At 62.9% G+C, this 20,025-nt stretch carries 16 protein-coding genes; 7 read left to right on the forward strand and 9 right to left on the reverse strand.

Annotated features, from left to right (window positions below):
- Window positions 1-3: 3 nt before the first annotated feature.
- Window positions 4-876 carry a D-alanyl-D-alanine carboxypeptidase family protein gene (locus tag A7X77_RS24300; RefSeq protein ID WP_064685399.1) on the reverse strand — a complete coding sequence of 291 codons (873 nt, stop codon included), beginning with the start codon at window positions 874-876 and terminating at the stop codon, window positions 4-6.
- A 348-nt stretch (window positions 877-1,224) separates the two neighbouring features.
- Between A7X77_RS24300 and A7X77_RS24305 the strand changes: the two genes are divergently transcribed.
- A complete protein-coding gene (locus A7X77_RS24305; protein ID WP_064685400.1) occupies window positions 1,225-1,734 on the forward strand; it encodes an AAA family ATPase in 510 nt (169 codons plus the stop codon).
- Between the two features lie 287 nt (window positions 1,735-2,021).
- Here A7X77_RS24305 and A7X77_RS24310 read toward each other — a convergent pair whose 3' ends face one another.
- On the reverse strand, window positions 2,022-2,579 hold the full coding sequence (locus A7X77_RS24310; protein ID WP_064685401.1) for a cysteine hydrolase family protein: 558 nt from the start codon (window positions 2,577-2,579) through the stop codon (window positions 2,022-2,024).
- Between the two features lie 101 nt (window positions 2,580-2,680).
- Window positions 2,681-9,787: a hypothetical protein gene (locus A7X77_RS24315; protein ID WP_064685402.1), complete on the reverse strand. Its 7,107-nt coding sequence runs from the start codon at window positions 9,785-9,787 to the stop codon at window positions 2,681-2,683.
- A 464-nt stretch (window positions 9,788-10,251) separates the two neighbouring features.
- Between A7X77_RS24315 and A7X77_RS24320 the strand changes: the two genes are divergently transcribed.
- Both A7X77_RS24320 and A7X77_RS24325 read left to right on the forward strand, forming a co-directional pair.
- Entirely contained in the window at window positions 10,252-10,635 is a 384-nt protein-coding gene (locus A7X77_RS24320) for an Hpt domain-containing protein (protein ID WP_082928860.1), read from the forward strand.
- Window positions 10,636-10,919: 284 nt separating this feature from the next.
- Window positions 10,920-11,240, forward strand: a complete 321-nt coding sequence (locus A7X77_RS24325; protein ID WP_010029491.1) for a 2Fe-2S iron-sulfur cluster-binding protein — start codon at window positions 10,920-10,922, stop codon at window positions 11,238-11,240.
- Window positions 11,241-11,655: 415 nt separating this feature from the next.
- Here A7X77_RS24325 and A7X77_RS24330 read toward each other — a convergent pair whose 3' ends face one another.
- Window positions 11,656-12,282, reverse strand: coding sequence for a DUF922 domain-containing Zn-dependent protease (locus tag A7X77_RS24330; protein WP_064685403.1), 627 nt, complete (start codon window positions 12,280-12,282; stop codon window positions 11,656-11,658).
- Window positions 12,283-12,384: 102 nt separating this feature from the next.
- Between A7X77_RS24330 and folP the strand changes: the two genes are divergently transcribed.
- From folP to folK, 3 genes are read left to right on the forward strand one after another with little or no spacing between them, the layout of a single operon-like run.
- Window positions 12,385-13,254: a dihydropteroate synthase gene (gene folP, locus A7X77_RS24335; protein WP_064685490.1), complete on the forward strand. Its 870-nt coding sequence runs from the start codon at window positions 12,385-12,387 to the stop codon at window positions 13,252-13,254.
- Window positions 13,251-13,616 carry a dihydroneopterin aldolase gene (gene folB / locus A7X77_RS24340; protein ID WP_009986496.1) on the forward strand — a complete coding sequence of 122 codons (366 nt, stop codon included), beginning with the start codon at window positions 13,251-13,253 and terminating at the stop codon, window positions 13,614-13,616. Before folP ends, folB begins: the two co-directional genes overlap by 4 nt.
- Window positions 13,609-14,127 (forward strand): 2-amino-4-hydroxy-6-hydroxymethyldihydropteridine diphosphokinase, encoded by a 519-nt coding sequence (folK, locus tag A7X77_RS24345; RefSeq protein WP_064685404.1) that lies wholly within the window; start codon window positions 13,609-13,611, stop codon window positions 14,125-14,127. Before folB ends, folK begins: the two co-directional genes overlap by 8 nt.
- 339 nt (window positions 14,128-14,466) lie before the next feature.
- On the opposite strand, the gene A7X77_RS24350 is transcribed toward folK, so the two are convergent.
- From A7X77_RS24350 to A7X77_RS24365, 4 genes are all read right to left on the reverse strand, one after another.
- A complete protein-coding gene (locus A7X77_RS24350; RefSeq protein ID WP_064685405.1) occupies window positions 14,467-15,018 on the reverse strand; it encodes a hypothetical protein in 552 nt (183 codons plus the stop codon).
- A gap of 210 nt (window positions 15,019-15,228) precedes the next feature.
- Window positions 15,229-16,308: a YcjF family protein gene (locus A7X77_RS24355; protein ID WP_064685406.1), complete on the reverse strand. Its 1,080-nt coding sequence runs from the start codon at window positions 16,306-16,308 to the stop codon at window positions 15,229-15,231.
- Window positions 16,305-17,780: a YcjX family protein gene (locus A7X77_RS24360; RefSeq protein WP_064685491.1), complete on the reverse strand. Its 1,476-nt coding sequence runs from the start codon at window positions 17,778-17,780 to the stop codon at window positions 16,305-16,307. Before A7X77_RS24360 ends, A7X77_RS24355 begins: the two co-directional genes overlap by 4 nt.
- 132 nt (window positions 17,781-17,912) lie before the next feature.
- A complete protein-coding gene (locus A7X77_RS24365) occupies window positions 17,913-18,407 on the reverse strand; it encodes a SixA phosphatase family protein (RefSeq protein ID WP_064685407.1) in 495 nt (164 codons plus the stop codon).
- A gap of 276 nt (window positions 18,408-18,683) precedes the next feature.
- On the opposite strand from A7X77_RS24365, the gene dksA reads away from it, so the two are divergent.
- On the forward strand, window positions 18,684-19,103 hold the full coding sequence (dksA, locus tag A7X77_RS24370) for an RNA polymerase-binding protein DksA (protein ID WP_008525884.1): 420 nt from the start codon (window positions 18,684-18,686) through the stop codon (window positions 19,101-19,103).
- Between the two features lie 203 nt (window positions 19,104-19,306).
- On the opposite strand, the gene A7X77_RS24375 is transcribed toward dksA, so the two are convergent.
- The gene (locus tag A7X77_RS24375) at window positions 19,307-19,942 is read right to left on the reverse strand and encodes a DUF1062 domain-containing protein (RefSeq protein ID WP_064685408.1); all 636 of its coding nucleotides are present in this window, start codon (window positions 19,940-19,942) and stop codon (window positions 19,307-19,309) included.
- Window positions 19,943-20,025 lie beyond the last annotated feature (83 nt).

Raw genomic sequence — 20,025 nt, forward strand, 5'->3', positions numbered from 1 at the left:
GGCCTATTTCGTTGGCTGCGTATCCGTCATTGTCGCTCCGGGCTGGGTGCCCGGTGTGGTGTACGCCGTGGCGGTTGACGGCGATAGGGTGCTGTCCAGCAGGCCGGCCATCTTGTCGTCACGCAGGCTCGCGGTTTTTTCGCCCATGACGACGCCAACCACGCGGCGGCCACCCTTCAGCGCCGACGTCACGACATTATAGCCGGATGCGTCGGTGTAGCCGGTCTTGATACCGTCGACCCCGTCATAGCGATACATCAAGTTATTGTGGCCGCGAAACTTCATGCCGCGGAACTTGAAGCCGCGCATCGAGAAGAGCTTGAACTCCTCGGGGAAGTCCCGCATCAGCGAGACGCCGAGGGTTGCCATATCACGTGCGGTTGTGACCTGCTCCGGATCGGGTAGGCCGGAAGAATTCTTGAAGACCGTATCCCTCATGCCAAGTTGACGCGCCTTGTCGGTCATCGTCTTGGCGAAGGCCTGCTCGGAGCCGCCGAGCTGTTCGGCGATCGCCACGGCAGAATCGTTGGCAGACAAGACGACGATGCTTTCGACCGCTTCACGCAGGGTCACCTTGCGGCCGGCGCCGACGGCAAGCTTGAAGGGCTCCTTGCTCTCGGCATTTTCCGACATGGTGAGCTTCTGATCCCAGGTGAGGCGTCCGTCGTGCAATGCCTCGAAAGCGAGATAGAGCGTCATCATCTTGGTCAGCGACGCCGGATAGTTGAGATCGTCCTGATTGGAAGCTTCGAGCACCTGACCGGACTGTACATCGAGGACGAAGCTTGCCTGGCCGGCCTCGGCAGGAATGAAAGCTCCCATCAGTAAAACGGATGAGAGCGCGGTGGCAAGAAGCCGGGATGTCGTCTTGGTCATCGATGTTACTGGTCTCTGTCGTTGGGCGTCGGTGGGCCGTTGGCTAAACGCAAGCGGATCGAGAAAGTTTGTGACAAAATGAAGGACAGCGGCAATTAAAAGGCCCTATCCACAGCTGATTCCTTTTGTCCTCGTGCTGGAAATGGCCATCGGTCTCGATCGGTGCGTTTATAATTGGGGCATGGCAGCCGGTCGATAGGACAGGGCGGGGCTGCAATGGCGCCAGTTCGCGGTGAAATACTACTTCCGCTTGCCTTGCGAAGCATCTCATCTACAAAGAAGTGATGGAGGAGGCCGGACTAGTCAGTCCGGCTTCGCTGGCGCATATTGGCAAACGGGTGAGAGACCATGCTGGTGATCATCGGCGGCTTGCCGGGTAGTGGAAAGACGACTATTTCGCGCGCCCTCGCGAGACGGCTCGGAGCCGTATATGTGAGGGTCGATACGATCGAGCAGGCGATCAGAACGTCGGTTGACCCTTCCAATGACATCGGCCCGGCAGGTTATGTCGTGGCCTACGGCATTGCAGAGGATAATCTGGCGCTCGGCAGGGTCGTGATCGCAGATTCGGTCAATCCGTTGCGCGTAACCCGCGAGGCATGGCTGGCGGTTGCTGCGCGCTCCGGCGTGATCGCGGCCGAGGTCGAGGTGATCTGCTCCGACAAGACGGAACATCGCCGCCGAGTCGAGACGCGGAAGACGGATGTGGAAGGTCTGGCCAAACCGACCTGGCAAAAAGTCGTCGAGCGAATTTATGATGACTGGGGGCAGAGGCCGATCATTGTCGATACGGCGGCGAGGGATTTGCCTGAGATCGTCGAGTCGTTGATCGTCAGACTTAGAGCCTTTCCTGGTTAGATTGAATCATTCTGTTGGCTCAAACGGAGTCGGATGGTCGACCGGCCGGCCTGTTTCAGCCAACCCTCCCGCAGATTTGCCTGGCAAATCTGCAAGACTGGAAAGCGCCGGTCGCACTGATCGCTTCGCCATGGCGAAGCGGTGCGGCCGGTGGGCCGGGCATCTCTAGCCAGGATCAGAGGCGATCGGCTCGGACGTACCAAGGGCTATGCCCATCGCCATCGCCACTGCCCTAGGACCGAGTGCCTGCTTCCGATTTGATATCGTCGGTTGCTGCCGGTGCTTTATTAAAAGGCGATATCGGCCGCGGGGCGGATTTCCACCGCCGCATTACCCGCGTCGAACCCGTCGAGCGTTTCGTTGTGGTGGGCGACAATCTCGGAGAAGGTGAGGGTCGCAGTATCGCCTGTGGTATGGCCGTCCGCCACCAGCGTCACATTATAGCCGAGCGAAACGGCGCGCCTGACGGTCGTGTCGACGCAGAATTGCGACATGCAGCCGCCGATGACGAGGTGGGTGATCGCCCGTTCGTTCAGGCGCTCGGCGAGATCGGTCTCGAAGAAGGAGTCGGCGCTTTGCTTGCGGACGACGACCTCGCCTTCCTGCGGCGCAATCTCCCGGCGCAGCGCCCATCCCACCGTGCCGACCGCCAACCGATGACTGCTGTCGCCGTCATGTTGGACCAGCACGACCGGCGCGCCTGCCTGTCTCGCCTGCGCCTGGAGCGATGCGAGGCGAGCGACGGTTTGATCCAGCGCGGAATCGACGAGAGACTGCCGCTCCGGCTTGGCCTTGCCGGAGAGAATTGCATTCTGGACATCAATGATCAGCAGGGCCTTGGTCATTTCGTTCGCGGTTCCATGGCTGAGAAGCAGATAATATCGGCCTCATAAGTGAAGCCGCCTGAGACGTTCAGGCGGCTTTTGATCACTGCTATCGGACAGGCTTAGCGGAGCCTGCCCGCTGCATGGGCGAGCATGGTGTAGACCTTGCCCGTATCGGAGGTGAGGTAGGACTGGGTGACGGTCTGGTTCGGGTCGGTGCGGGCGACGTCGGCAAGCAGTTTTTCGAAATCGCCGATATAGCGGTCGACGGCGGTGCGGAATTCCGGCTCGCGGTCGTATTTGCGCTTGATCTCGTCGAAGGTCTGCTGGCCCTTCAGCGTGTAGAGGCGGCGGGTGAAAACGTCGCGCTCCCCGCGCTGGTAACGGCGCCAGAGATCGACCGAGGCATCGTGGTCGATGGCGCGGGCGATATCGACGGAGAGCGAATTCAGCGATTCCACGACATGGCGCGGATTGCGGCTGTCGTTGCTGCGCGTGGCCGGTGCGGCGGCTTCCGCCGGGCGGGCCGGGGCCCGGGCGGGCGCCTCGTCGGCGGCTTCGTCACGGGATGCGCCGCGCAGGAGATCGCTGATCCAGCCGCCGCTTTCCCGCGCCGGTTCCTGGTGCCCTGAATCCTGGCGAGCGGGAGCCGGCTGCGGGGCGGCGCGCTGAGCGGCGACGGCCGGAGCAGACGGCGCGATCGTTCCACGCAGACCCGTCGCTTCGATCGGCGGCGGTGCCGCCGGCTGCGGTGGCTGAGATGCGACCGGCTGAGCGGGGCGCGCCGCCGGCTGCACCTTGGCGAGCGAGCGGGCGACGGGCTCGGAGATTTCAAGTTGCTGGCTGGAGCGGCCGACGAGCTGGGAGATATCCTGAAGCGCCTTGATCTGCTCGGCGACGGCGCGGCGCATGGCCGAGGCGCTTTCCTTAGCTTCCTCGGGCAAGTCGAAGGCGCCGCGCTTCAGTTCGGCGCGGGTGGCGTCGAGCTCGCTGCGGATGTCGGCGGCGGAGCGGCGGATATCCTCGGTGGCGCCGGAGAAGCGTCCGACGGCATCCTCGATCGCCTCACGCAGCGATTCCCGCATATGCTGAGCCGCACCGTCGGAGGCACGGCCGGCCTCGCCGAGCATGCGCTCGACTTCCGACAACGAGGCGGTTAGGCCGCCGCGAATGCGGTTGGAGAGGTCGCCGGAACGGCGCTCGACATTAGCGAAGGTGCCGTCGATCGTCGTGTTGGCTTCCTCGCCGGCGCGGGTGATCGCCTCGCGCATCGTCTCAGCCGCTTCCTGGGCGCGCTTCTCGGTTTCGGTGAGAATGCGGCCGATATCGGCGAAGGAGGACTGTACGCCCTGGCGCAGATTGCCGGTAACCTGGTTGGAGCGCTGCTCGGCCCGCTCGAACACGGTCTCGATCATGCCGCCGAGGCCGCGCATGGTCTTTTCGATCTCGTCGGAGCGTTGCACCAGGCTGACGGAGAGCGCCTGCAGCGCGCCTTCACGCTCCTCGAGCGTGGAGGCAAGGTTGGACTGGGCGGCACCCAGAAGCTGCGAGGCCTGAGTGAGAACCTTGGAATGTTCGTCGAAGCGGCCGATGATGCCGCCGACCTGCGCCAGTGTCTGGCCCGATATGTCGGAGAGACGGTCGACCTTGCCTTCAAGAAGCCGGGTCGAGGCATTGACCATTTCGGCGGCCTTGGTGGCGGAGTCGGCAAAGCGCGTCGTGGTTTCGCCGAGACGTCCATCGACGCTCGTCAGCTGCTCGGCGGCGCGGTTCATCATCATGGCCATCGCCGCGCTGCTTTCCGACATGCGCTGGACCAGACCGTTGACATTGCCGACCAGGCTATCCTCGATGGCGCTGACCGCATTGGCAACATTCTCGGTGCGGGCGGCAACCGCGCTGGCGAGCGCTTCGTTTTCGGCGCGCAGACGGTCGGCGCTGAGGTTGGCGGCGGCGGTGATGCGGGCGGCGGCCTGCTCGCCGGCATTGGTGTAGCGATCGATGATCGGGCGGGCCGTTTCGTCGAGAATGCGGGTCAATTCAACCGAGCGGCCTGCAAGCATCGAGTTGAGGTCGCGGGTGCGTTCCTCGAGCGTCGCGCGGATCGAGTTGCCGCGCGCCTCGAGCGCCCGGTCGATGTCGGAGAGGGTGGTATCGATCTCGCGGGCACGCTCCTCGAGATTGGAGCGGATGGCGCTGCTGCGAACTTCGAGCGCCCGATCGACATCCGCCATGGTGGCGGAAATCTCGCTGCCGGCCCCCGACAGCGTCGAGCGGATGGCGTCGCCGCGGGCTTCGAGAGACTGGCCGGCATCCGACAGCGCCTTGGAGATGGCATTGACCTGCGTGCCGACGATCGTCTCGGCCTCGGCGACCTTGTTGACGATGGCATTGCCGGCTTCCGAGAAAGTCTGGGCGACGGCGGCGGCCTGGGTTGCCAGACGGTTCTGGGCTTCGGCGACGCGGGTGACGATCTGCGACGAACGCTCATCCATGGTGCGGGTGAATTCATCGCTCTTTGCATTGAGATCCTCGGCGAATTGCTGGCCGGTCTTGCCGAGCAGTTCGGTGGTTCTCGTCGCTTCGCCCTCCATTCCCTGGGCTGCTTCGGCCACGGCGCTGCGCAGCGTCGAAGCGAGGCCGGCGGCCTTGCCTTCGATGGTGCGGTTGACGGCCTCGAGGCCGACGGTCAAAGCGCGATCCATGGTCGAGAGCCGTTCCTCAATGCGCTCGTTGCCGCGGTCGAGGGTTTCGCCGAGGCTTGCCGTGCGGCCCTCGATGGCGTCGGTCAGCGTGGTCGTGCTGCGGTCCAGGGTTTCGGCCAGATTGGCGGTCCGGCTGTCGATCGCCTGGGTGAGATTTGCGGCGCTCCCTTCGAGCGTCGCCGAGATGCGTTGGGTTGTGTCGTCACCAAGCGCGCCGAGACGGGAAATGCCGTCGGCGAGCACGCCGGACAGCTGGCTGCTGGCCGCTTCGACCTTGTCGGCAACGCCGCCGACGCCGTCACGAATGCGGCTCTCGATGGCAGTCAGGCCCGCTTCCATACGGGAACCGGTCTCTTCAAGGCGTCCCGCAAGGCTTGCGACGGACTGGTCGAGATGGGCGGAAAGGCCCTGGGCGGAGCTCGAAATCGTGTTGGCCGCCTCCTGGAAGCGGCCGGCGATCTGACCGGCGCTTGCATGCATGCGTTCTTCCAGTGTCTGAGCGCCGGAATCGATCGCCTGACGGATCGAAGCCTCGCGGTCTTCCAGCGACATCTCGAGCATGCTGACGCTCGTCGCCACCGATGTGCCGATGCTGGTCGCCTGTTCGGTCAGCGTATCGCTGATCAGCCTATGGGCCTGGTTCAGCGACAGGTCGATGGCGTTGGCGCGATCCTCAAGCGTCGTGCGGATGCGCTCATGGGCAGAATCCAGTCCGCTCTCGATGCGCGCCGCGGCCTCCTCGGCAAGGCCTCCGAGCCGCGCATGGGCATCGCTCAGGCGGCCTTCGATGCGGCCGGTCAAGCCACCGACGAGATCCTCGAAGCGGGCGCCGCCGGCATCGAGAACGCCCGAGAGGGCTGCACTGTGCTGGGAAAGCGCATTTTCGAGTCTCTGCTGATTGTCGGCATAGGCGTTATGGATGGCATCGGTCTTGTCGGCAAAGGCGCCGGCGACGCGCGCCTCGGCACTTGCGACGGCTTCCATGATGGAATTGCTGCGGGCTTCGAGCGCGCTGTCGAAGCGGCTCTGATTGTCGTCGAGCGAAATGGCGAGCGCCATGGTCTTTTCGTCGAGCGTATCGGTGAGCCGGTCGTGGCTTGCCGTCACAGCGCCGATGATCGCGGCGGTACGGTGCCCCAAGGCTTCCTCGATGCGAACCTGGCCCTCGTTCAACGAAGCGGCCAGCGCGCGGGCCTTTTGGTCGAGCACGCCGTTCAGGCGTTCATGCGTGCCGGAGACCGCATTGGTGATCGCATCGGCACCGGATGTCAGCGTCTCCTCGAGGCGGCTCTGGCTCTCGTTCAACGAGATGGCCAGCGCCATCGCCCGATCGTCGAGTGTCTCGGACAGCCGATCATGGGTGGCGGAAACCGCGTTGAGGAAGGAATCCGAGCGCGTCTCCAGCGTATCCTGCAGTCGCCGCTGGCCTTCGTTCAAGGTGGCAGCGAGCGCCGATGTATTCTGGTCGAGCGTTTCGGAGATGCGCTCGTGCGTGCCCGACACGGCCTTGAGGAAGGCCTCGGAGCGAGTCCCTAGCGTGTCTTCGATCCGTGCCTGGCTCTCGTTGATCGCGATGGCAAGCGTCATCGCCTTCTCGTCGAGCGTTTCGGAGAAGCGGTCGTAGGTGCCGGAAACGGAATTCAGCAAGGCCGCGGAGCGGGTTTCCAGCGTATCCTCGATGCGTGCCTGGCTCTCGTTGAGCGAAATGGCAAGTGCCATCGCTTTTTCGTCCAGGGTTTCGGAGAGGCGGTCATGGGTGCCGGAAACGGCATCCATCAGGGCGGCGGAGCGGGTTTCGAGCGTATTCTCGATACGGGCCTGGGTCTCGCTCAGCGAGGCGGCGATGGCAGACGCCTTACCGTCCAGCGCCTCGGTGAAGCGGTCGTGGGTGCCGGAGACAGCATTCAGCAGGGCAGCGGAACGGGTTTCCAGCGTGTCCTCGATGCGAGCCTGGCCTTCGTTCAAGGAAACGGCAAGCGCCATCGCCTTTTCATCGAGGGTTTCGGCAAGGCGGTCACGCGTGCCGGCGATCGTGCTGAGCAGCGCTTCGGCGCGTGTGCCGAGCGCATCCTCGATGCGGGCGTGCCTCTCGTCGAGGGACGTCGTGAGCGCCGCTGCCTTCGTATCGAGTGTTTCCGACAGCCGCTCATGCGTGCCCGACACGGCATTCAGGAAGGCTGCGGAGCGGGTTTCGAGTGTGTCCTCGATGCGGCTCTGGCTTTCGTTCAAGGAGATGGCGAGCGCCATTGCCTTCTCGTCGAGCGTCTCGGACAGTCGGTCATGCGTGCCGGAAACGGCGTTCAGCAGGGTGGCGGAGCGCGTTTCGAGCGTATCTTCGATCCGGGCCTGGCTCTCGTTCAGGGAGATGGCAAGCGCCATGGCCTTCTCGTCGAGCGTTTCGGCGAGACGGTCGTGGGTGCCCGTCACAGCGTTGATGATCGCGTCGGAGCGAGTAGTCAGCGCTTCCTCGAAGCGGCCGTGATGGCTGGTCAGCGCCTCGACGAGCGCGCCGCCGCGCTCTGCCATGACGCTGTCGATGCGTCCATGCGCGGCGCCGAGCGCCTCGCTGATTTCGGCTGTGCGCGCCGTAAGCACGCCGCTCAACGCCTCGGCGCGGCCGCCGAAGGCGGTGGTCACCTCTTGCGTGCCGGCGGCAACGGCGGCGCTCAGTTCGGTGGTGGTGGTGCGCAGCGTGTCGCGGAACTCGGCTGAGCGAGCCTGGAGATTGTTCTGCAGGTCGGAAGTGCCCGATGCAAGCGCCAGCGCGATGTCCGACGTCGCATTCTGCAGTGCCGAGGTCAGCTCGCCGGTGCGGCTGGTCAGCGCGGCGGTGATTTCTTCGCTGCGGGTGCCGAGCGTGTTTTCCAGCACTTCGTGGCTGGTGGCGAGCGCGGTGGCGAGCGCCAGCGAGTGATCCGTCATCGAGGAGCCGATGCGGTCGATGCCGGAATTAAGGATGCCGTCGATCGAATCCGAGCCGCCGGTCAGCGTCTCGTTGATGCGGGCAAGGCTTTCCATCAGCTTCGTGTCGAGCGAGCCGGTGCGCTTGTCGAAGGCGCTGGTGAATTCGGCGACGCGCTCATCGAAGGCGGTCGAAAGTTGGGCGACGGTCGTCTGCAGCCGCTCTTCGAAGAAGCCGGAGCGAAGGTCGAGATCCATGACAGCGTCGTCGGCGGTGCTCTGCAGGCTCTGGCGGAAGCTTGCGCCCTTTTCGTCAAGCGCGCTGTTCAGCTTCGACAGCACGTCGTCGAGCGTGCCGCCGATGGTGCGTTCGCCTGATGTCAGGCTTTCGTTGATCTCGCGGGTGCGGGCAATCAGGATTTCGTTGAGCTGATGCGTGCGCTCGTTCAGTGCTGCGTTCAGCTTCTCGGTGCTGCTGTCCATGGTCGAGGCGCGCGTCTCGAACTGGCTGAGAAGCTTTTCGCCGTGTTCGTTGAGGTTGACGGAGAGCGCTTCGAGGCGGTTGTCGAATTCGGTGGCCAGCGCAAAGCCGGACGCGTTGAGCGTCTGGAGCAGGCTATCGGTCTTGGCGGCGAGCAGGCTGCCCATCGACTGCAGGGCACTGTCCGATTTTTCCAGGATCGTCGCTGCGCGCGTGTCGATCAGCGAGGCGAAGGCTTCGCCCGATGTGGCGAGACGCACAGCGATCTCTTCGGTCGCAAGCGACAGTTCTTCCTTCAATTGGTCGTGGACGCTGCCGATCGACGTGCGGATGCGGTCGGCATGATTGACGATCGCCTCCCGTTCGGAGCCGAGTTCGTGGACAAGGCCGCGCACGCGCAGTTCGTTGTCCGCATAGGAACGCTCCAGCGCGTTGACTTCGGAATGAACCAGCGTTTCCAACTCGGAAGCGCGCGCGATGGTGCGCTCGATGCCTTCGTTCATGGCCGAGACTTCGCGGCGCACCGCCTGGCCTACGGTCATGATGCGTTCGGAGGCGATGGTTTCCGGCTCTGCCAGGCGCAATGCCACCTCTGCCATGGAACGGGCGGCGTTGCGCATGTCCTGGGCGCGGGAGATCATGATGGCGAAAGCGTAGAACATCATCACCGGAATGATGATGCCGACCAGGCCGGCAATGACACCAGGTAGGGCGACGAGGTCGGCCAGCGACCGGATCTGCCAGATCTGCGGCGCATAAAGCAGCGACATCAGGCCGAGGCCCGCCATCACCCAGAGCACGGAAAACAGGGTGGCGGTGCGCATCGCCGAGCGGTTGGAGGCGCCGTCGAAAGATTTCAGGATCGAGGCGGGCGTATTGCGGCTGGCATCATTGGCGGGTGCGAAGGCCGGAGCCCTGGAAGCCTGCTCGCCGTTGGCGCCGCGGCGGTTGCGGCGCTGCGCTTCTTCCTGAGCTTGCTGATTACGCACATTCGATGGATCAGACACATTCCCCTCCGGCGCCTCGGGCGCGTCGCCGCGGCGAGACGGCACATTATCCTTGCCGAAATCGATCTGGAGCGCCTCGTCCAATGCCTTGAACGCCTTGTCCTCTATCGACTCATTGTATTTGTTATTCGCCATTCGGATACGCCTCGTTACTGTCGGCCGGTCCGCCAGCGCTGCCCAGGCTTCCGCCTCACCCCGGAACAACTTTGCCGTTACGGCCCTCCATCCCAACCGCGGACGGATAAGCATGTCATTTCAGAGTAGATAGCCGCTTTTTCAAACGGAAGGTATCAAAACACTACCATTATCCACTCACTCGGCAAAGGCGCGTACCATAAACCCGCTCCACCAGTATCGTAGTGACACATCTGGGCTCTTCACACAATTAATGAAGGCTTGAGATTTGCGGCTCGTTAACCTGTTGTTAACAATTTTGAATCCTCGACCCCGCTTAAAAACCAATAATTTAGGGATATTTAACGGACATTAACCATACGCCGAGATTTCCGCGCCCGCTGTGCCGGAATTTAACGTGATGGCCACCCTCCTGGCGCAGAACTGTTGCAAGTGCGGACGACGTGAGACGGGAGAATTGGCAAATGGCGGCCCAGATGGCAGCATTGAATATCGTATTCGAGGCGCCGGACAATGCAAAGGGACCGTGTCCCTCGAAAGTCCGGCCGATCGACCTGGTTCATCTCGCAAAGCAAACGATGGGCGACAAGACGCTGGAAATCGAAGTCCTTCAGATGTTTGCCCGTCAAGCCCGAGCGTGCCTTCAGGATATTGCGAGCGGCGAGGCCGTGCGTGTCGGGGCCGCCGCGCACAGGCTGAAAGGCGCAGCAAGCTCGGTGGGCGCATTCCGCGTGTCGCAGACCGCGGAAGTCATCGAGGCGACCGGCGGCGATGCCGGCACGATGGCGGCGCTGGGCGCCGCCGTTCTCGACGCGGAGAATTTCATCCTGAAGCTCTGCCGCGGCTGATCTTTCTGCCGCTCGTTCGAGCCGCGGCGCGCGCGTATTCAGGCGCGCAAGCGAGGCTGTGGCAGTTTGAATGGCGGTATGATCCTATCCTTAAGCAATCATGCGGCAGGCCCGTTGTTCCATTGCGGAACCACGGGTCTTTTTGCGACGTCCGATATGACGCATTGAAGACGGCGGGCGACGGCCTGATCTGCGAGGTTATGGCGAATTTCCGAATGTTGACTGACGCGTCGAATTGTCGGAAGTAAAGCCGCCCACCCATTTCAAGACCGGAAATAGTGCTGATGCCCAAACTTACCATCGTCGCCTTCGACGGCACGCGCTTCGACCTCGACGTCGATCAAGGCTCCACCGTGATGGAAAATGCCGTGCGCAATGCGGTGCCCGGCATTGAGGCCGAATGCGGCGGCGCCTGTGCCTGCGCGACCTGCCACGTCTACGTCGACGAAGAATGGACGGAGAAGGTGGGCCAGCCGGAAGCGATGGAAGAGGACATGCTCGACTTCGCTTTCGATGTGCGCCCCACCTCGCGGCTCTCCTGTCAGATCCGGATGAAGGCCGCCTATGACGGGCTCGTCGTGCACGTGCCGGAACGCCAGGCCTGAGGCCGGCGCCCAAAGCGCCTCGCATCAAATTTGATTCATGCGACGCGCTTTAGCTCTTTGTTTTTATGCATGTCGTTGTCCCGGAATCGCTGCACACTTCCGGGCGACATGCATTCGCCGCGTTCGCTGCCATAGCCACAAAAAAGACGCCTCGCGCGCTGGTGCGAGCGAGGCGAGGCGGGCGCATCACCTACGGATGAGGGAGGAACATCCGCGGCTTCGGAACGCGCCAGGAGAACCCAACGATGAAAGTCCAGATGCCGTAGCTGAACTTTCGAATGTGTTCATATTAACGCGTTCCGGTTGAGTCGGCTAGGATGAAAAATGACCATTGAAACGCTGGGGAGGGGGTAAGTTTCGCACAAGTTTCGTTGCGCAGCTAAGTTTTTCTGCTCGTAACCAGCTTGAAAAAGCCTTATTTTCCGCCGGCTCGGCCGTTGATTCGATTATTCAGCAATCTCAACATGCGCTTCTGAAAATTGACCGCTTCAACTCTGTCAAATCGCGCCTGCAGCCGATCGTGCTCTTCTATACCGCGAGCTGATTCGTTGGAGACGAGCTCCTGCATGGCCTCGCAGCTGCGCTGCTGCGGCAAAGCGCGGATAGCGCGCTCCATGGCGCGGGCCTGATCTCTGGCGATCTCGGCATGACGCTCCTCGTGGCGCTTGATGTCGCTCGACAGCGCGTCCCAGATCATCGACAGCTCCTTGCTGGCACCACGGCGGCTGTTCCAGCGCGGCAGGATGATCTGGGTGTGGACCGTGACCTTGACGTTGCCGACGCGGCAGCGGCCGTCATCCTGAATATAGGTGGCCTCGCCGCCGAAGCGGATTTTGGTGGCGCCGGGATGGCGCGCCGAGGAGCCGCTTGCCGTCGGGCCGCGCCGGCTGAGTTCCTGATCGAGCTCCTCGGCGGTTTTGCCACGGATGTCGAAATAGGAATAGCTTTTCGTTGCGATTACTTCGGCTGCCGCTGGGCCGCTGACAGAAAGGGCAATGGAAAAGGCGACAGGAAGGACCATATAACGCACTGCAAGCGGCATTCTGAACGCAATCCATGTTGAAATCGACAGGAGCTTGGGGCATAGCCACCGCAAGCGCAATATCGGATGGCGGCTTTTTTCGTCATCAATAGGATAAGTCTGGTGACAGGGCTCGAAGGCAGTTTATGGCGTGTGGGCCATGGCCGGGAGATCGAACTCGGCCGTCGTTCTCTCATCATGGCGATCATCAATGTGACGCCGGACTCCTTTTCCGACGGCGGCCGCTTCAAAACCGTCGATGCCGCCGTCGATCACGCGCTGCAGGCGGTGAGCGATGGTGCCGCGATTGTCGACATCGGCGGCGAATCGACCCGGCCGGGCGCAGCATCGGTCAGCCCTTCGGAGGAGCAGGCGCGGGTGCTGCCCGTCATCGAGGCGCTGCGCGGCCGCACCCAGGCGCTGATATCCATCGACACCTATCGCGCCGACACGGCGCGGCTTGCGGTCAGCGCGGGCGCCCATATCATCAACGACGTCTCCGGACTGCAGAAGGAGAGCGGTATCGCGGACCTGGCCGCGGCGACAGGGGCGGGACTCTGCATCATGCATACCGGCCGCGACAGGGTCAAACTTGCCGATGTGATCGCCGACCAGGTGCATTTCCTCGAACGGTCGCTTGTTATCGCCGCTGCAGCAGGCGTCAACAGAGATCGCATCGTGCTCGATCCGGGCTTCGGTTTCGCCAAAGAAACGGTGGAAGTGAATCTGGAACTGATGGCGCGGTTTTCCGAACTTTCGCGCTTCGGCCTGCCGCTGCTTGCCGGCACCTCACGCAAGCGTTTCCTCGGCACCGTGACCGGGCGGGATGCGTCGGACCGGGACGTGGCGACGGCTGCGACGAGCGTGTTGCTGCGCCTCCAAGGAGCTGCGGTTTTCCGGGTGCACAATGTCGCAATCAACAGGGATGCGCTTGATGTCGCCGATGCTATGCTCAATGCGCGCCAGGAATTCGAGAGGAAGCGGCCGACATGACCACCTACACGATCACGCTGCAGAACTGCGCCTTCTTCGCGCGCCACGGCGTGCATGACGAGGAGGAATTCCTCGGTCAGCGCTTCTTCGTCGATGCCGAGCTCGATGTCGTCGCCGGCGAGGCGCTGAAAAGCGACTCGATCGACGATACCGTCAATTACGGCATCGCTTTCACCGTGATCGAGCAGATCGTTACCGGCAAGCGGCGCTACCTGATCGAAGCCCTGGCGCTCGATATCGCCAAGGGGCTCTGCGAGACATTTCCGCAGGTCCGGCGGGCGAAGATCACCGTGCGCAAGCCGAACGCGCCGGTGCCTGGCGTGCTCGATTTCGTGCAGGTGAGTGTTGAGCACTTTGCCTGAGGCCGCATCGCGATCCGCCACCCTCGGCCTCGGCGGCAATATCGGCGAGCCGGTGAAGGCGATGGCGGCGGCGCTGCAAAGGCTGGACGGGCATGACGATTGTCGAGTTACCGCCGTGTCGCGGCTCTATCGCACGCCGCCCTGGGGCAAGACGGACCAATCGTTCTTCTTCAACGCCTGCGCCGCCGTCGAAACCCTGCTGCCTCCGGAAGCTTTGCTCGATGTCTGCCTGTCGATCGAACGCGCGATGAAGCGCGAGCGTATCGAACGCTGGGGGCCGCGCACGCTCGATATCGACGTGCTGACCTATGACGACGTCATCCAGGACGCGCCGCGGCTGGAACTGCCGCATCCGCGGATGACCGAGCGCGGTTTCGTGCTGATGCCTCTTGCCGATATCGCCCCGGGCCTTGTCGTCAGGGGGCGGCCGGTCAGCGACTGGTTGCTCGACGCCGACGTGACCGGCATCGAAGTCGCCGATGAGAGCGGCGACTGGTGGCGAAGCACCTAGAGCCCTTTCCTGGTTAGATTGAAGCATTCTGCCGGAGCAGGTTTTCGTCAGGGCAGAGACGAGTGGCGATGGGCATACCCCCAGGTACGTCCAAGCCGATCGCCTCTGATCCTGGCGGAAAGATGCCCGGCCCTTCGGGTTGGCTGAAACGGGCCGCCTGCTCGACCGGCCGGCTTGGCCGTAGAGCTGGGCTACGACGCGCGCCGGCCGGTCGACCACCCGACTCCGTTTGAGCCAACAGAATGCCTCAATCTAACCAGGAAAAGGCTCTAAGCATGGATCTGAAACGCGAAACGGCGGGAAACCCGCCGCTTCAGGAAAACCCGTCTTGCGATCTGTCTACTGGATGGAGCCGACGGCCATCTCGTCGACCTGACGAGTCAATGTCAGGCCGATGACAGGGATCATCTGGCTTTCGACCTTGACCGAAACGGTGACGTTCATCGTCTTGTCGTCGCGTATGCGGGCGATCATCGCTCCGTTCAGTTTGGAGCGGTTGATGCCGACCACGACGGTATCCTCGGTGACGGCGCCGGAGACGACGTCAAGACCTTTGCCGGCGGCGCCGTCGAGAAACTTGCCTTTATAGCTTGAGCCCGACTGCGAGATGACAGCGGTCATCGGCTGCTTGAAGACGCCGACGCGGCAGGTGCCATCGAGTTTGATGCCAGCGGTGCTGTCGCCGGTCGGTTCACCGGTCAGGTTGCAGGTGAATTTCGTGCCCTTGTACTTGCCGGCGACGATCTCGCCGGGGCCTTTCCAGGAGCCGGCGACGGATTCGAAAAAGGCCTTGTCACGGGTTGCGGCGGTAGCTGCCGGAGCGACATCTGCGACCGGAGACAATGCCGCGGCGGCGAGGCCGCATACGAAGAGAAACTTGCGCGAATACATGGATTTTCCTTGGCAAACACCACTCACGAACTGGTGCCAAGTTTTGCCGAAAAATGGTTAATCCTTCCTTTCGACTGTGCCGAAATGCGAGGGATTACAGGCGTGCCATGCTGTACGGATTTCAACATCCTGCCGCTAATCTGTTGAATCGGATACTATTATTGCAACCTCACGCTGGGGAAGGCGAAAGCTGCGGAATTGCTTCGTCGGTTAAGGATTGTTGCTGCGCGGTGACATGGAAGGCGCGAGATCGCCGATGAAATCACCGATTCCCGGCCGTTTCAGCGCGCGGAAAGCCAGCGGGCGACAGAGATCCATCGCCGCGATTCCGATGCGGGCGGTCATCAGGCCGTTGATGACGCCCTCGCCGAGTCGGGCCGAGAGCTTCGAGGCCAACCCATGTCCAAGCACCTGCTGGACGAGGCTGTCACCGACGGCGATCGAGCCGGTCACGGCAAGATGCGCCAGCACGTCGCGCAGCAGACGGAACATGCCGAGCGTGCCGGGGCGGCCGCCGTAGAGTTCCGCCATGGCGCGGATGAGGCGGACGGCCTCGTATAGCACATACAGCAAGTCGACCACAGCGCGCGGGCTGACGGCTGTGACGATCGAGACACGCTTGGAGGCATTGACGATGAGGGCTCGGGCCTTGCGATCGAGCGGGGCGAGCAGCTCTCGTTCGGCCAAGGCGACCAGATGGGGGGGGTCGATGACTTCGCCCTCGGTCGCCTTCAGCGTCGCGCGTCCCTTCGATGTCTCGGGGTTGGCGGCAAGCAGCGTGGTGAGGCGCGCAACGACGGCGCGCGCCTTCGCCGGCCGGGTTTCCAGGATCGCGGCTTCCGCTTCGGCCTTGATCGTCTGGACGGCGGCAAGACGCATCATGCCTGCGGTCTCGCGAATGACGAGGGCAAGTACGGCGAGGATGCCGATCGCCAGCGCGCCAAGGGCTGCGTAACCCAACCAGTCGGCGCGGCTGAAGAGATCCCGGATCAGGCGGTCGGTCCAGAGGCCGAGGCCGAGCGACAGCAGGATGCCGAAGGCGCCGGCGGCGATCTTGCCGAAGGAGGTTCGCCGCCTGCGCGGCGTGGCCACCGGCGCTGCGCCGAGATCCCTGTCGGGATTGATGAAGGGATCGTCCTCATCGGGCGTCAAGACGATCTCTTCCGAGAAGCTTTCCGGTTTGCGCCGGCCGTGCTGCTGCCGGCCGTTGTCGCGCGGCGCGGATGCCTCATCGTCGTAGGCGAAGGCGGCGGGTGTACGACGCGGCACATCGGACGGGGGCTTGCTCATGCGAGACGGTCTCCGAATAGGAACTGCATGGCGCGGTCGAGGCGGATATGCGGCACCGACAGCTTGATGCCGCTGCCGGTTTCCTCGAGATGCGGCGGGCGGAACCTGATGACATTGATTTCGGGCAAGGTCCCGCTGGCCTCGCTCGAGAGTATACGGTCAAACAGGCCTTCCGGATCCTCCGGCAGGTCGCCGGGGAAGATCGCGGTCTTTTTCTGGCCGTCGAAGCGCTCGCCGGCAATGGTTTCACCCGCCATCGGCGTGCCGACAATGACGGGCAGGTCATGGCCGTCACGCTTGACCGATGCCTCCCTGGTAGCGCGCACGGAGGCGAGCGCCATGACATCGATGCCGGCGCCGGCCATGCCGATTCGGGCGATGGCGCGATCGACAAGGCGGCGGGTCAATGCGTCGAGCCGGTCGTGGCTCTCGTGATGGAGATGGTCAGCCTTGGTGGCGGCGACCAGCACGCGGTCGATACGGCGGCCGAGCAGCGAGGAGAGCAGCGAATTAGTGCCCGGGCGGAAACAGGCGAGCACATCGGTCAGGGCGCGTTCCAGATCCTGGACGGCTTCGGGGCCGCGGTTCATCGCCTGTAGCGCGTCGACCAGCACGATCTGGCGGTCGAGCCGGGCGAAATGCTCGCGGAAGAAGGGTTTGACCACCACCGACTTATAGGCTTCGTACCGTCGCTCCATCATCGCCCAGAGCGAGCCGCGATCGGGACGGCCGTCGGGCGGCAAGGCGAGCGGGGCGAAGGTCAGCGCCGGCGAGCCGTCGAGATCGCCGGGCAGAAGCAGGCGCCCGGGCGGCAAGGTGGAGAGCGAGCGTTCGTCGGTCTTGCAGGCCTTGAGATAATCTGCAAAGGCGGTGGCAAGCTCGCGAGCGATCATCTCGTCGGCGCCGGTATTGATATCGGCGGCACGTGTCAGCGCCAGCCATCCCCGCGACAGTGCGGAGCGGACGCCGGTTTGCGCAAGCGCCATCGTCTCCTCGCTGAACGTGCGATAATCCTTGCCGAGCAGCGGCAGGTCGAGCAGCCATTCACCGGGATAATCGACGATATCGATCGACAGCCGGCCGGGCGAGAACAGCCGGTTCCAGCCGCTGGCGCTCTGATAGTCGAGCGTGATGCGCAACTCGGAAATGGCGCGGGTCGAGTCCGGCCAGATGCGGTCCTTCACCAGCGCCCGGATATGATCTTCGTACTGGAAGCGGGGCACGGCATCATCCGGCTGCGGCTCGAGCCGCACGGCGGAAACGCGGCCGGATTGCACGGGCTCGAACAGCGGCAGTCGGCCGCCATGCAGGAGATTGTGGACAAGCGAGGAGATAAAAACCGTCTTGCCGGATCGCGAGAGGCCGGTGACGCCGAGCCGCACGGTCGGATTGACGAGGCCGTTCGCCCGGTCGGCGAGATTGTCGAAGGCGATGCGGGCGTCATCGGCAAAGGATGTCAGGCGTGGCGGCAAGGCGCGATTCCGATTCATGACTGGCGGCAATATAGGAAGGCGGCGTTGTGCGAAAAAGAAGTGGCGCGACCGCATTTCCGTTTTCCGCGGATACTGAAAATTTCTGCCGCTCTTCGAGTTGCCCGGACGATGTCAGACGACAACGAAATCAGTCAGGCGCCAGGCGGTGACGGAAGCATCGAAATCGATGACGGCAAGGCCCGCCGTCGGAAAGCCGCGGGGAAGGGCGTCGACCATCGCCTTGTGGCCGATCAGTGTCTCCAGCACCTGCTCCATGGTCGGATTGTGACCGACCAGCATCACGGCGGCAGCCTCCTGCGCATCGACGATTTCGAGATAGGTGCCGACGGTGGCGTCGTAGAGCGCATCGACATAGCGCACGTCGAGTCCGACGCCGACCGCCCGGTGGACGGCGTCGGCGGTGTCGCGGCAGCGAAGCGCCGTCGAACTGATCAGAAGATCCGGACGGTAGCCCTTGTCGGCTGCCTTGTCGGCGATGATCTCGGCATCGCCATAACCCTTTTCGCTGAGCGGCCGGTCGAAATCGCGCTGTCCGGGGTCGGCCGCAGCGGCCTGGGCATGACGCAGGAGATAGATGCGGTTGGGCGGAGGCAGCGGTACGGTCATGGGCAAATCCAGGATCGGCGGGTCTTTTTCAGTAGCGGCTGCGGTCGGCCGCCGTCAATCGCCAGCCATGCCGCAACTGCCTAAAACGTGGCTGACAACACGGCGTTTTGAAGGCGGAGCCAGAAACGGCAGCCGGAATAACCATGACAAAATAGACCGTTAGCTTAAAATTGTAACAGATTTAAAAATCTGTTTACCTGTCGTATTTGGCTTGAATCGCGGCTAGCGCTTGGGATATACACCCGCCCAGATGAGATGTTCTTCAGGAGAATCGCGTTGAGTGAGAAGATCGATCTTAGCAATTACGTTCCCTCGGAAGAGGAAGAGTTCATGAACGTAAACCAGCGTGCCTACTTCAGGGCGAAGCTGGTCGCCTGGAAAAATGATATCCTTAGAGAAGCGCGCGAAACGCTCGACCATTTGGCCGAGGAAAGCGCAAACCACCCCGATCTCGCAGACAGGGCGTCGTCGGAAACCGACAGGGCGATCGAACTTCGCGCCCGCGACCGGCAGAGAAAGCTGATCTCCAAGATCGACGCGGCCCTGCAGCGCATCGAAGACGGCACCTATGGCTATTGCGAGGAAACCGGCGAACCGATCGGTCTCAAGCGCCTCGACGCCCGCCCGATCGCGACGTTGTCGATCGAGGCGCAGGAGCGCCACGAACGCCGTGAAAAGGTCTACCGCGACGAATGATATTTTCGATATAGCAGAGACACATTGGGCGCCGCGATCTGATCGCGGCGCCTTTTTGTCGGGCCTACTCGCGGCTAGTCGATCGGTCTTCGTGCGCCGCCCATCAACGCGTCGCATCAACTTGATTCGAGCGACGCGCATCGGCCTTTGTTTTATGCATTTCGTCGTCCTGGAATCGCTGCACACTTCCGGACGAGATGCATTTACAGCGGGCCACCTGCCGCCAGAGGTTTCCACAGTCGCTCCCGCTCTGCCTCCATGGCAAGATCGATCGTGACGAGCGTGCCACTCCTGATCCGCCGCCGCATGATGTCAACCCCGCCGGGGTCCGTTCGACATAGGCCCTGATCGTGGAGAGCCTGCAGGCGCGAGCGCGACATCTTCAACTCCCCTGCCAGCAAACGATCCAGGCGTATGTTTGTCGGGAACTGGGCTGTCACTTCGATTTCCAGGCTTGTCCAGCCTGCGCTCTCGCGCCGTACCTCCTTGGCAATGTTGAATTCGGCGAACTCGTCAACGCGCTGTGCTTTGCGCCGCAGCCCATCGAGATTGAAGGTTTCCGCGCGAATCCAGTCCGGGTCGTTGGAGTGCAACGCGTCGAGCGTCAACGGATCGATGTCGCGGATAGTCCGGCGCTCGAAGATCGGCCGGTTCCATGTCCTTTCGCAGATCAGGCATTTGTAGATCAGCCAGGCGTCGAGCTTGCGACCGTTGGCATTCAACCGGATCTTGCCGCTGGATCGGAAAGCTCTGAGGCCTCCGCATCCACCACATGCAATCCATGGCTGGGGCGCTGTCTTGGGGGTGATGGTCCATCGGACCCGAAGCGTCTTGCACATATCGTCTTGGTCTTCCGTTCGGAAGTCCACCAAGATGGTGCAGGAGAAACCCTTGCGGGCGCGGTATGGCGATGTTGTGGGCG

This window comes from Rhizobium bangladeshense (assembly GCF_001662075.1).
GTDB lineage: Bacteria > Pseudomonadota > Alphaproteobacteria > Rhizobiales > Rhizobiaceae > Rhizobium > Rhizobium bangladeshense_B.